Here is an 11,329-nt window from a genome sequence, read left to right as displayed (position 1 = left end):
CTCGGGTGTCCTGGACGTAGGACACGCGCGGTCTGGGCGTAGGACACGCGCGCTGGCGGCTGGAGACGTGAGAGAACTTCGCGTTACCGGATTCGGCCGTTCGGCCGTAGAGGTGGTCTAGACCTCATCACTACCGTGGTCTGGACCACACACGAGCACCGCGAGGAGAAGCATGTCGAGCAGGAGATGGGTGCTCCCCGCCCTCCTGGCCACCGCGATGACCGTGTCGCCGGCGCCGCAGGCCGTCGCCCACGGCACGACGACGCGCACCGTCGGGTACTACACCCAGTGGAGCGGTTACGACCGCAACTTCCTGGTGCGCGACCTCGTCGCCAACGGCACCGCCCCGCGGCTCACCCACCTCAACTACGCCTTCGGCTTCCTCGACGAGTCCGGCAAGTGCGTCAGCGCCGACCCGTGGGCGGACTACCAGCGGCCCTTCACCGCCGAGCAGAGCGTCAACGGCAAGGCGGACGTCGCGGGCCAGCCGCTGTCGGGCAACCTCAACCAGCTCAAGCAGCTCAAGGCCCGCTACCCGAAGCTGCGCGTCAACATCTCGCTCGGCGGCTGGACCGGCTCGAAGTACTTCTCCAACGCCGCCCTCACGCCCGAGTCGCGCGCCGCGCACGTCGCCTCCTGCCTGGACATGTGGCTCAAGGGCAACCTGCCCGACGCCGCGCCCGGTGCGGCGGCCGGGGTGTTCGACGGCGTCGACCTCGACTGGGAGTGGCCGTCGTCCGACGGGGCGCCGGGCAACGTCGTGCGCCCCGAGGACAAGCAGAACTTCACCGCGCTGCTGGCCGAGTACCGCAAGCAGCTGGGCAGGCTGACCTGGCGCACCGGCGAGCGCTACGACCTCACCGCGTTCCTGCCCGCCAACCCGGCCCAGGTCGACCGCGGCTTCGAGGTCTCCAAGGTCTTCGACCTGCTGACGTTCGGCACGGTCCAGGGCTACGACTACCACGGGGCCTGGGAACCGCTGACCAACCAGCAGTCGTCCCTCCGCACGCCCGCGGCCGACCCGACCTCGCCGCCGTTCAGCTCGCAGGTCGCGATCGACCACTACCTGCGCTCCGGTGCGCCGAAGCACAAGGTCGTGATGGGCGTGCCGTTCTACAGCCGGGGCTGGACGGGCGTGCGCGACCAGAACGACGGCCTGTTCCAGCCCGCCAGCGGGCCCGCTCCCGCGACCTACGAGGCCGGGTACGAGGACTACCGGATCCTCAAGGCGCAACTCGCGAAGTTCACCGTGCACCGGGATGCCAAGGCCGGGCACGCGTGGTTGTTCGACGGTACCACGTTCTGGACCTGGGACGACCCGGTCGAGATGAAGCGCAAGGGGCGCTACGTGGCCGAACGGCACCTTGGCGGCGCGATGATCTGGTCGCTCGACGGCGACACCGCCGACGGCGAGCTGATCAAGGCGCTCACCAGCGGACTGTCCTGATCGGGACGGTCCACGGGGTCCGGGGAGGTTTCGCGGCGGCCACCTCCCCGGGCCCCACCTCCGCGCTCACCGGCGGCGCCAGCCGTCCGCGTGGGCGCGCAGGGCGTTCTCGTAGACCGGCGCGATCTCGGCGCCGGGCGGCAGGTTGCCGTTGAGCTCCAGGCTGACGAGGCCGTGCACCGTGCCCCACATCGCCAGCGCGATCTGCTCCGGCGGCGGGTCCTGCGCGAACATCCCGCACTCCACGGCGCGGCCGACGTCCCGGACGACCGGCAGGAACGTCTGGACGGCCGCCTCCTTGGTCTCGTCGGACGGCTCGAAGTTCGGCACGACCTTGCTGAACATCACCAGGTAGAACTGCGGGTCGGCCAGCGCGCTTTCCCGGTACGCCAAGCCGATCTGGACCAGGTCCTCGACCGGGTCGTCGGTCAGCGGCACGCTCGCGATGCGTTCACCGAATCGGCGGAACGCCTCCTCGTACACGGCGTTCAGCAGCGCGGGTTTGCCGCCGAACAGGGAATACACGGCCGTGGTGGAGGTGTTGACATCGGCGGCGAGCCTGCGCAAGCTCAGAGCGCCGGGTCCTTCGGTGGACAGCAGCTCACCCGCGCGTTCGAGCAGTCGGCCGCGGAGCGCTTCGTCGTGTGTCTTCGGTCGTGGCACCGGCACATCGTAACGCAACACTGTTATAAAACAGTGGTCTAGTCATTGTGGTATCAAGTTGGTACCGTCATCCTCCATGGCGATGACTCTGCGTCTGAGCGACGAGGAGAACCGGCGGCTCGACGAACTCGCCGCTGCCGAAGGCCGTTCCAAGCAGGAGGTCGTGCGCTTGGCGTTGGCCGAGCGGTGGGCCAGGCTGCAGAAGGAGGAGCAGCTGTCCGAGGTGCTCGGACGCGTGCTCCCCAAGTACCGGGGCCTGCTCGACCGCCTGGGCTCCGCCTGATCGATCCCGGTCGGGTTGCGGGATCCCGCAGTGCCGAACGCTCGACTGTCACCGACCGAACACGTCCGCACACTTGCGGGTGACCACCAGTCACGCCCTCGCCGTTCGAACACATGTTCGATACGATCAATCCATGCAGTTCACCAGGCTGTCCACCCGCCCGTTCACCGGCGCACATGTGTGAACGCCGACGACGGCCGGAAGCACACCGGTATGGTGCGCCGTTGAAGATCGGGCCGCGTCCGGGTTGCGCTTCGGTGCACAACGCGGCCGACACCATCCTCGCCGCCGGCTGGGCGGGGAGGCGAAACGGACCTGAGCGGGTGGGTGATGGGGTGAAGCACGCCCGGGGTGCGGCGTGGTCGCGCCGGAGTCACCGCCCCTCAGGACAGGGAGCGCGTCAAGCAGTGGTCAACTACCTCGACGCCGGCGACTTGCTCGTGCTGGCGACCGCCGTCACCGGCGGGGACCTGGTCGTGCGCGACTTAGGTCTCCTCGATTCCGCAGCCCACCGCCCCCGGGCCACAGTGCTGGGGGTCGAGGCCTACGACACGCTCTGGCTGAAAGCATCCGCCCTGCTCGACTCCATCGTCCGCACGCGCCCGTTGGTCGAGGGCAACTGGCGGCTGGGCTGGGTCGCCGCCGTGACGTTGTGCGACATCAACGGCTGGTGGATCGACGCCGAGGAGGACGAGGCGCTCGACCTGGTCAGGGCACTGGGTCGGGAGCAGATGGACGTCAGCGGCATGGCCGCACACCTGGAGGCCTGGGGCATGCCCAAGGGCGAGTGACCCCGCCCGGCGTGGCCGACCTCACCGCCCGACCCCCGATCGGGTTGACCTGGAGTGCACTCCAGCTCCTACCGTCGACACCGTGACTTACTCGATCGCCCAAGCGGCCGAGCGCAGCGGACTGTCGATCGACACCCTGCGCTACTACGAGCGGATCGGCCTGGTCGACCCGCCCGCCAGGGACTCCGGCGGGCGGCGCACCTACACCGACGACGACCTCGGCTGGCTGGTCTTCCTGACCCGCCTGCGCACCACCGGCATGCCCATCCGCATGATGCGCGAGTACGCGCAGCTCAGGCACCGCGGCGCGGCCACGGCCGGTCGGCGCAAGCAGATGCTGTTCGAGCACCGGGCCTCGGTCCGCCAGCGCATCGCGGAACTCGAGTCGTGCCTGGAGGTGCTCGAGTTCAAGATCACCCACTACGAGCAGATCGAGCACACGTTCATCGAGGGGATCACGGCGTGACGTTCTTGGGCCGTCTCCAGGTCGGCAAGCAGGGCCTGGGCTGCATGGGCATGAGCAGGACCTACGGCGAGGCCGACGAGCGCGAGTCCGTCGCCACCATCCACCGCGCCCTGGACCTGGGCGTCACCCTCCTCGACACCGCCGACGTCTACGGCGGCGTCTCGAAGCCCGGCGCCGCGGCCACGGACGGCGTCGGCGCGAACGAGGAGCTGGTCGGCCGGGCCGTCAGGGGCCGCCGCGACGAGGTCGTCATCGCCACGAAGTTCGGGCTCGCGGACCGGGAGCGCACGCCGCGCGGTGACGCGGCGTACGTCAAGCGGGCCGCCGAGGCGTCGCTGCGGCGGCTCGGCGTCGACCACGTCGACCTGTACTACCAGCACCGCGTCGACCCGACCGTGCCGATCGAGGAGACCGTCGGCGCGATGGCCGAGCTGGTCACCGAGGGCAAGGTCCGCCACCTGGGCCTGTCCGAGGCGGGTGCGGGGACGATCCGGCGGGCGCACGCCGTGCACCCGATCACCGCGGTGCAGAGCGAGTGGTCGCTGTGGTCGCGCGACATCGAGGCCGAGGTCGCGCCGACGTGCCGCGAGCTGGGCATCGGCATCGTGCCGTTCTCGCCGCTGGGCCGCGGGTTCCTGACCGGCGCCGTCACGTCCGTCGCGGACCTGGCCGAGGACGACTTGCGCCGCGACCTGCCCCGGTTCGCGGAGGAGAACATCGCCCGCAACACGGCGATCGTGGACGCGCTGCGCGTCCTGGCCGCCGAGCGGGGCGTCACCGCCGGTCAGCTGGCGCTGGCGTGGGTGCACCACCGGGGCGAGGACGTCGTCCCGATCCCGGGCACCAAGCGGGTGAAGTACCTGGAGGAGAACGTCGCCGCCGCCGACCTGGTGCTGAGCGCCGAGGACCTGCGGGCCGTCGAGGGCGCGGCGCCCGACGTCGCCGGCGAGCGGTACCCGGCGAACTTCCTGAAGATGTCCGGCAGGTAGGTCGACGGAGGGGAGTGCACCGTGGAGAAACGCCGGTTGGGCGCGCTGGAGGTGAGCGCGCAGGGTCTGGGCTGCATGGGCATGAGCGAGTTCTACGGCCCCGGTGACGAGTCGGAGTCCACCGCCACCATCCACCGCGCCCTGGACCTGGGCGTCACGTTCCTCGACACGGCCGACATGTACGGGCCGTTCACCAACGAGGAGCTGGTGGGCCGGGCCGTCGCGGCCCGTCGGGACGAGGTGGTGCTGGCGACGAAGTTCGCCGTCGTCCGCGACCCGGGCCTGCCGCGGTCGCAGTGGGGCCTGCGCGGCGACCCCGAGTACGTCAGGCAGGCCGCCGAGGCGTCGCTGCGGCGGCTGGGCACCGACCACGTCGACCTGTACTACCAGCACCGCGTCGACCCGACCGTGCCGATCGAGGACACCGTCGGCGCGATGGCCGAGCTGGTCGAGCAGGGCAAGGTCCGGCACATCGGCCTGTCCGAGGCCGGTGCGGAGACGATCCGGCGGGCGCACGCCGTGCACCCGGTCGCGGCCGTGCAGACCGAGTGGTCGCTGTGGTCGCGCGACATCGAGGCGGAGGTCGCGCCGACGTGCCGCGAGCTGGGCATCGGGATCGTCGCCTACTCGCCGCTGGGCCGCGGGTTCCTCACCGGCCGGTACACGTCGAAGGACGACTTCGCGGCCGGTGACTTCCGGCTGATCGGCCAGCCCCGGTTCGCGGACGGGAACTTCGCCCGCAACCTGGCGCTGGTGGAGTCGCTGCGCGAGGTGGCGCGGGAGCACGACGTGACGGCGGCGCAGATCGCGCTGGCGTGGGTGCACCACCAGGGCGCGGTGCCGATCCCCGGCACCAAGCGGGTGAAGTACCTGGAGGAGAACGCCGCCGCCGCGGACCTGCGGTTGAGCGAGGCCCAGCTGGCCCGCATCGCCGCGGCCGTGCCCCCGGAGGCGGTCGCCGGCACCCGCTACCCGACCGAGGTGATGCGGTCGCTGGGGCGCTGAGGCCCGGTCAGGCCGTCAGCAGCGGGTCGAGGAGGCTCCGGCCGGCGGGCCACGCGCCGGAGCCCTCCGCGGCGGTCAGGTGCCCGACGTCACCGACGTCGACGAACCGGGCGCCCCACGCCGCCGCGAAGTGCCGTGCCCGTTCGGGGGTCATCCAGCGGTCCGTGCGGCTCGCCGCCACCACCGCCGGGAACGGCAGCGCCTCGACCGGCAGCGGCGCGAACCCGGTGATCGCCGGGTCGGGGTTCCGCTCCACGTCGGCGGGCGTGACCAGCAACGCGCCCCGCGCGCCGCGGCCACCGCCGGCGGCCCAGTGCGCGATCGTGAGCACGCCGAGGCTGTGCCCCACGAGCACCGGCGGTTCCGGGCACGCCGCCACCGCCTCGTCCAGCCTCCGCACCCACGCGTGCCGCTCGGGCACGTCCCAGTCGTCCTGCACGACCCGCGACGACCCGGGCAGCTCGCGCGCCCAGCACTCCTGCCAGTCACCGGGGTCGGGCCCGAACCAGCCGTCCACGAACAGCACCGCCATGGACGTCATCCCACCAGGCGCGTCACATGACCGTCGCGGCGACCGCGGCGCCCAGCTCCCGGCACCGCTCGCGCGCGGCGGCGTCCGGTGCGCCGGTGAGCACCAGCGTCTCCGCCACGGGCCACCACCTCATCCCGGTCGTGATGTCCTTCAGCGCCTTCACCGCGCCCTCCGTGCCCAGGTTGCCGTGCACGTACGCCCCGAACGGCCGACCGCGCGTGGCGTCCAGGCAGGGGTAGTAGACGGTGTCGAAGAAGTGCTTCAACGCGCCGCTGATGTAGCCGATGTTGGCCGGCGTGCCCAGGATGAACCCGTCGGCTTCCAGCACGTCGGACGCGGTCGCGCTCAGCGCCGGCCGCCGGACCACCTCGACGCCCTCGATCTCCGGGTCCGTCGCACCCTCCAGCACCGCCTCGAACAGCTCCTGCATGGCGGGTGACGGGGTGTGGTGCACGATCAGCAGGCGGGGCACGCGGGTCAGGCTGCCGCGATCCCGCGCGGGGTGCAAGCTCGGGTGGGTGGCCTGACGGAACCGACGGGCCGGCCACGCGTCCTAAGCAGTAGCAGTGACCGGGAGGGAGTCATGGAAACTCGCAGCATCGCCACGATGAAGCGCAACCGGCAGATCACCTGGGGTGCGGGGGTCGCGATCGGGGTGGGGCTCATCGGCCTGCCGCTGGTCTTCATCGCACTGTGGCCGGGGGTCGACCACAGCCCGTGGGACGTCAACACGATGATCCTGGCGACCGGGGTGGCGCTGTGCACGGCCAGCTACATCTCCGGCCGCATCTCGGTGGCCGCCGCCACGCAGAACCGGGCGCGGCCGGTGAGCCCGCCGACCAGGCGTCCCTACCTGGTGGCGGGCGGCTCGCTCGTCCTCGCCGCGCTGTGCCTGCTGCTCGCTATGGCGTCGTGAGCAGGTCCGACACCTGAGACCGCAGGTCGGCCAGCCGCTCGTGCGCGCGCACGCGGGCGGCCGGCAGGTCGTCCGACACCGGTTCCACGACCTCCAGGTACGCCTTGAGCTTCGGTTCCGTCCCGGACGGCCGCACGACCACCCGGACGCCCTCGCGGGTCAACCGCACCACGTCGGCCTCGGGCAGCAGGTCCTCGAACGCGAAGCCGGCGGGCGGCTGATCGCGCAACCGGGCCATCAGCGCCCCGATCCGGCTCAGGTCGGTGAACCGCAGCGACACCTGGTCGGTCAGGTGCAGGCCGTGGTCGACGGCGAGCTGGTCCAGCGCGTCCAGCAGCGTCCGGCCGGCCGCCTTCAACCCGGCCGCCAGGTCGCACGCCACCACGGCCGCCGAGATGCCGTCCTTGTCGTTGACCGCGGCCGGGTCGACGCAGTTGCCCAGCGCCTCCTCGTAGGCGAACACCAGCCCCTCGCCCGCGCGCACCAGCCACTTGAACCCGGTCAACGTCTCCGCGTACCGCGCGCCGTGCGCCGCCGCGATCGACTTCAGCAACGACGAAGACACGATCGTGGTCGCCACCAACGGGTCCGGACTGTCCACGGTGGACAGCACCAGCGAGCCGAGGAGCACGCCGGTCTCGTCGCCGCGCAGCATCCGCCAGGACCCGTCCCGCTCCCGGACGCCGAGCGCGCACCGGTCCGCGTCCGGGTCCAGGGCGATGGCCAGGTCGGCCGACTCGGCCGCCGCCAGCTCCAGCAACCGGTCCGCCGCTCCCGGCTCCTCCGGGTTGGGGAACGCCACGGTCGGGAACGCCGGGTCGGGCACGGCCTGCTCCCGCACCACGCGCACGTCGGTGAACCCGGCCCGCCGCAACGCCTCCACCGCGGTCGCACCGCCGACGCCGTGCATCGGCGTGAGCACCACCCGCAGGTCGCGCGCGGTGCCGCGGGGTAGTGACGCGACCCGTTCCAGGTACTCGTCCACCTCGGCGTCGGACACCGGCAGGTGGTCGTCCGACAGCGGCACCGACACCGCGGCGGGCACGCCCCGGATGGCCGCCTCGATCTCGCGGTCCTCCGGCGGCACGATCTGCCCGCCGCCGGCCAGGTACAGCTTGTAGCCGTTGTCCGCGGGCGGGTTGTGCGACGCGGTGATCTGCACGCCCGCCACCGCGTCGTGCCGCTTGACCAGGAACGCCAGGACCGGCGTCGGCAACGGCCCCGGCAGCACCCGCGCGGTGAACCCGGCGGCGGCCAGCACACCGGCCGCGGCCCGCGCGAAGTCCTCCGACCCGTGCCGCGCGTCCCGGCCGACGAACACCGTGCCGACGTGCCCGTGCGCCTTGAGCCACGCGGCGAGCCCGGCCGTGGTGCGGATGACCACGGCCCGGTTCATGCCGTTCGGCCCCGCTCGCACGGGACCGCGCAGGCCCGCCGTGCCGAAGGTCAGCGGTCCGGCCATCCGGTCGGCCAGGTCGTCGACCGCGGCGGCGTCCCCGCCCATCGCCCGCGCCAGGACGGTCTGGAGCTCCAGCCGGGTCGCGGCGTCGGGGTCGTCGGCGATCCAGCGGAACGCGGCGTCGCGCAGGGCGGGGCTGAGGGTCATGCGCGCGTCACCAGCTCGCGCAGCAGCGCGCCCATGCGGCTCGCCGCCGCCTGACCGGCCTCCAGCACCTCTTCGTGGTTGAGCGGTTCACCGGTGATGCCCGCGGCCAGGTTCGTCACCAGCGACAGGCCGAACACCTCCACGCCCTCGGCGCGGGCCGCGATGGCCTCCAGGACGGTCGACATGCCGACCAGGTCCGCGCCCATCGTGCGCAGCATCCGGATCTCGGCGGGCGTCTCGAAGTGCGGCCCCGGCAGGCCCGCGTAGACGCCTTCCTCCAGCGACGGGTCGATCTCCCGCGCGAGGTCGCGCAGCCGCGGCGAGTACAGGTCGGTGAGGTCCACGAACCGGGCCCCCACCAGCGGGGACGACGCGGTGAGGTTCAGGTGGTCGCTGATCAGCACCGGCTGGCCGACCGACATGCCCTGGCGCAGGCCGCCGGCCGCGTTGGTCAGCACCACCGTGCGGACGCCCGCAGCCGCCGCCGTGCGCACGTTGTGCACGACCTTCGCCACGCCCTTGCCCTCGTAACCGTGCGTGCGACCGAGCATGACCAGCACGTTGCGGTCCCCGACGGCCACCGAGCGCACCGTGCCGCCGTGGCCGACGGCGGTGGGCGGCTCGAACCCGGGCAGCTCGCCCATGGGCACCTCGGCGTGGGGCTCACCGATCAGGTCCGCGGCCGGGCGCCAACCCGACCCGAGGACCACGGCGATGTCGTGCGCGGCCACCCCGGTCCGCTCGGCCAGCGCCTCGGCGGCGTCGGTGGCCAGGGCCTCGGGGGTGGTGTTCTCACTGATGGCGGTCACGGCCGGGAGCCTAATAGCCGTCCCCGACCGTTGCCCGCAGTGCTGCGGCCCGCCGGTGCGGCCCACGGGTCGCGGGGCGTCAGTCGATCACCGTGAACGTGGGCGCGATGGTGTCGAACAGGCGGCTCCGGCCGGTTTCCTCCTGCTCCGTGGGCACGACGACCTCGACGACCCACAGGTCGATGCCCCGCGGCAGGAGGCGGGAGTACCGGCTGCGCCGCAGGTCCGGGCCCGGCGGGACGGCGCCGCGGGCGACGTCCGTGGCACGTTCCACGGTCCGGTAGCTGTACTGCCTGCCCGGCTCCGGCCCGCCGGGCGACAGGGCGTCGGTCTGGTCGAACGCCTCACCGAAGTACTGGTCCTCCGCCCACCGCGACCGCACCAGCCGCAGGTAGTCGTCGATCCGGTTCCTCTCGTAGTACCCCGGGAACCGCTGCACGCTCACCTCGTACAGCCCGGTCGGGGCGACGAGGTGCACGACGGTGCTCGGGCCCAGCCCGTTGTTGGCCCGCTGCTCCAGGAAGCTGGTCCAGTCGGGCCCGACCTGGATGGTGAACTCCGCGCCCTGCTCGCCGTTCGCCGCCGCGGCCGACGCGGTGGTCGGCAGCAGCGACGGCGTCTCGGTGATCGCGGGCAGGGACGGGGTGCTCTGGGCGACCGGCGGCAGCAGGGACGCGCCCGCCACGGTCCTGGTCAACGCGAAGCCGGACACGCTGCCGATCGCGAAGAGCACCGCCGCCGACAGCGCGACCAGCGCGGCCATCCCCGGGCGGCGGGTCAGCTCGCGGGTCGGCGGACCGGCCACGGCGAACGGCAGCGGCCCCGGGTCGGCGGCCAGCGGCGTGTCCGGCGGGATCGGGGTCTTGACCAGCGGCGGGCGCACGACCTCCACCACCGGCCGGGTGGGCGACGACGCGGGGAACACGTCGGTGCCCGGCTCGGGCAGCAGCGGCCGGACCAGCCGCCGCACCTCGGCCAACGTCATCCGCTCGTCCGGCGACTTCGCCATCAGCCCGGCGACGACCGGCTCCAGCGCACCGCAGCCCTCGGCCGACGGCACGTCGCCGTGCACCACCTGGTTGATCGTCTGGAGCACGTTCGCGCCCTCGTACGGCTGCTGCCCGGTCATCGCGGCGAACAGCGTCGCGCCCAACGACCACTGGTCCGCCGCGAACGACACCGCACCGCCCGCCGCCACCTCCGGCGCGATGAACGCGGGCGTGCCCAGGGTGATCCCGCGGCTGGTCAGGGTGGCCTCTGCGACGTTGCGCGCGATGCCGAAGTCGGTCAGCTTCACCCGGCCGTCGTCGGCGACCAGCACGTTGCCCGGCTTCACGTCCCGGTGCGTGATCCCGGCCCGGTGCGCGGCCTCCAGCGCGGCGGCCACGGCGTCGGCCACGAGCGCGCCCTGCACGTCGGTCAACGGCCCGCGCTGCCGCACCACCTCCGCCAGCGACGACGACGGCACCAGCTCCATCACCACGTACGGGTCGCCGTCGGCCTGCACCACGTCGTAGAGCGTCACGAGGTTCGGGTGCGCGAGCGCCGCCGCCGAACGGGCCTCGCGCAGGGTGCGTTCCCGAAGCACCTCCGCCTCGTCGTCCGGCGTCCCCGCCGGGCGCAGGATCTCCTTGACCGCGACGTCCCGCCGCAGCACCTCGTCGTGCGCGGCCCACACCGTGCCCATCGACCCGCGCCCCAGCACGTGCCGGAGGCGGTAGCGGCCGGCGATCAGTCGCTCCGTTTCCACTGCGCCATCATTCACCAGCGTGGAAGACTGGCGTCTGCATCGTTCACGGCGGTGAACCTCACATAGCCGTCG

13 protein-coding genes are annotated in these 11,329 nt (G+C 72.6%); 7 read left to right on the top strand and 6 right to left on the bottom strand.

Going from position 1 to position 11,329, the window contains the following annotated elements; translation table 11 throughout:
• Positions 1 to 172: 172 nt before the first annotated feature.
• Entirely contained in the window at positions 173 to 1,447 is a 1,275-nt protein-coding gene (locus AB0G02_RS07345) for a glycoside hydrolase family 18 protein (RefSeq protein ID WP_360790707.1), read from the top strand.
• A gap of 66 nt (positions 1,448 to 1,513) precedes the next feature.
• Here the strand turns inward: AB0G02_RS07345 and AB0G02_RS07340 are convergent, their stop codons facing one another.
• Positions 1,514 to 2,110 carry a WHG domain-containing protein gene (locus AB0G02_RS07340; RefSeq protein WP_360790704.1) on the bottom strand — a complete coding sequence of 199 codons (597 nt, stop codon included), beginning with the start codon at positions 2,108 to 2,110 and terminating at the stop codon, positions 1,514 to 1,516.
• A gap of 82 nt (positions 2,111 to 2,192) precedes the next feature.
• On the opposite strand from AB0G02_RS07340, the gene AB0G02_RS07335 reads away from it, so the two are divergent.
• The 5 genes from AB0G02_RS07335 (at position 2,193) to AB0G02_RS07315 (ending at position 5,644) form a co-directional block, all read left to right on the top strand.
• Positions 2,193 to 2,393 (top strand): type II toxin-antitoxin system VapB family antitoxin, encoded by a 201-nt coding sequence (locus AB0G02_RS07335; protein ID WP_233824133.1) that lies wholly within the window; start codon positions 2,193 to 2,195, stop codon positions 2,391 to 2,393.
• 407 nt (positions 2,394 to 2,800) lie between these two features.
• On the top strand, positions 2,801 to 3,184 hold the full coding sequence (locus AB0G02_RS07330) for a Fic family protein (protein WP_360790701.1): 384 nt from the start codon (positions 2,801 to 2,803) through the stop codon (positions 3,182 to 3,184).
• Positions 3,185 to 3,266: 82 nt separating this feature from the next.
• Positions 3,267 to 3,650 (top strand): MerR family transcriptional regulator, encoded by a 384-nt coding sequence (locus tag AB0G02_RS07325; protein ID WP_360790698.1) that lies wholly within the window; start codon positions 3,267 to 3,269, stop codon positions 3,648 to 3,650.
• 44 nt (positions 3,651 to 3,694) lie between these two features.
• Complete coding sequence (locus AB0G02_RS07320) at positions 3,695 to 4,639, top strand: aldo/keto reductase (RefSeq protein ID WP_360790719.1); 945 nt, start codon at positions 3,695 to 3,697, stop codon at positions 4,637 to 4,639.
• 75 nt (positions 4,640 to 4,714) lie between these two features.
• Positions 4,715 to 5,644 (top strand): aldo/keto reductase, encoded by a 930-nt coding sequence (locus AB0G02_RS07315; protein ID WP_360790716.1) that lies wholly within the window; start codon positions 4,715 to 4,717, stop codon positions 5,642 to 5,644.
• A gap of 7 nt (positions 5,645 to 5,651) precedes the next feature.
• Here the strand turns inward: AB0G02_RS07315 and AB0G02_RS07310 are convergent, their stop codons facing one another.
• Together AB0G02_RS07310 and AB0G02_RS07305 are read right to left on the bottom strand one after the other, a co-directional pair.
• The gene (locus AB0G02_RS07310; RefSeq protein ID WP_360790696.1) at positions 5,652 to 6,176 is read right to left on the bottom strand and encodes an alpha/beta hydrolase; all 525 of its coding nucleotides are present in this window, start codon (positions 6,174 to 6,176) and stop codon (positions 5,652 to 5,654) included.
• Positions 6,177 to 6,198: 22 nt separating this feature from the next.
• Positions 6,199 to 6,648: an NAD(P)H-dependent oxidoreductase gene (locus AB0G02_RS07305; RefSeq protein ID WP_360790693.1), complete on the bottom strand. Its 450-nt coding sequence runs from the start codon at positions 6,646 to 6,648 to the stop codon at positions 6,199 to 6,201.
• Between the two features lie 111 nt (positions 6,649 to 6,759).
• On the opposite strand from AB0G02_RS07305, the gene AB0G02_RS07300 reads away from it, so the two are divergent.
• Complete coding sequence (locus AB0G02_RS07300) at positions 6,760 to 7,092, top strand: hypothetical protein (protein WP_360790690.1); 333 nt, start codon at positions 6,760 to 6,762, stop codon at positions 7,090 to 7,092.
• Here the strand turns inward: AB0G02_RS07300 and AB0G02_RS07295 are convergent.
• From AB0G02_RS07295 to AB0G02_RS07285, 3 genes are all read right to left on the bottom strand, one after another.
• The gene (locus tag AB0G02_RS07295; protein WP_360790688.1) at positions 7,079 to 8,698 is read right to left on the bottom strand and encodes a phospho-sugar mutase; all 1,620 of its coding nucleotides are present in this window, start codon (positions 8,696 to 8,698) and stop codon (positions 7,079 to 7,081) included. The two genes, AB0G02_RS07300 and AB0G02_RS07295, sit on opposite strands and share 14 nt — an antisense overlap.
• Complete coding sequence (locus tag AB0G02_RS07290; RefSeq protein WP_360790685.1) at positions 8,695 to 9,507, bottom strand: purine-nucleoside phosphorylase; 813 nt, start codon at positions 9,505 to 9,507, stop codon at positions 8,695 to 8,697. Before AB0G02_RS07290 ends, AB0G02_RS07295 begins: the two co-directional genes overlap by 4 nt.
• Before the next feature lie 79 nt (positions 9,508 to 9,586).
• Positions 9,587 to 11,257, bottom strand: coding sequence for a protein kinase (locus AB0G02_RS07285; RefSeq protein WP_360790682.1), 1,671 nt, complete (start codon positions 11,255 to 11,257; stop codon positions 9,587 to 9,589).
• Between the last annotated feature and the right edge of the window lie 72 nt (positions 11,258 to 11,329).

The sequence above is a fragment of the Actinosynnema sp. NPDC023658 genome (assembly GCF_040639995.1).
Classification (GTDB): Bacteria; Actinomycetota; Actinomycetes; order Mycobacteriales; family Pseudonocardiaceae; genus Actinosynnema.
This window is presented reverse-complemented; position numbering and strand designations above follow the sequence as displayed.

What these genes read in the sequence shown, in the direction of transcription:
- AB0G02_RS07310 (WP_360790696.1), bottom strand. Translation starts at nt 6,176, where the DNA reads ATGGCGGTGCTGTTCGTGGACGGCTGGTTCGGGCCCGACCCCGGTGAC.
- AB0G02_RS07295 (WP_360790688.1), bottom strand. Translation starts at nt 8,698, where the DNA reads ATGACCCTCAGCCCCGCCCTGCGCGACGCCGCGTTCCGCTGGATCGCC.
- AB0G02_RS07320 (WP_360790719.1), top strand. Translation starts at nt 3,695, where the DNA reads ATGGGCATGAGCAGGACCTACGGCGAGGCCGACGAGCGCGAGTCCGTC.
- AB0G02_RS07315 (WP_360790716.1), top strand. Translation starts at nt 4,715, where the DNA reads ATGGGCATGAGCGAGTTCTACGGCCCCGGTGACGAGTCGGAGTCCACC.
- AB0G02_RS07300 (WP_360790690.1), top strand. Translation starts at nt 6,760, where the DNA reads ATGGAAACTCGCAGCATCGCCACGATGAAGCGCAACCGGCAGATCACC.
- AB0G02_RS07335 (WP_233824133.1), top strand. Translation starts at nt 2,193, where the DNA reads ATGACTCTGCGTCTGAGCGACGAGGAGAACCGGCGGCTCGACGAACTC.
- AB0G02_RS07345 (WP_360790707.1), top strand. Translation starts at nt 173, where the DNA reads ATGTCGAGCAGGAGATGGGTGCTCCCCGCCCTCCTGGCCACCGCGATG.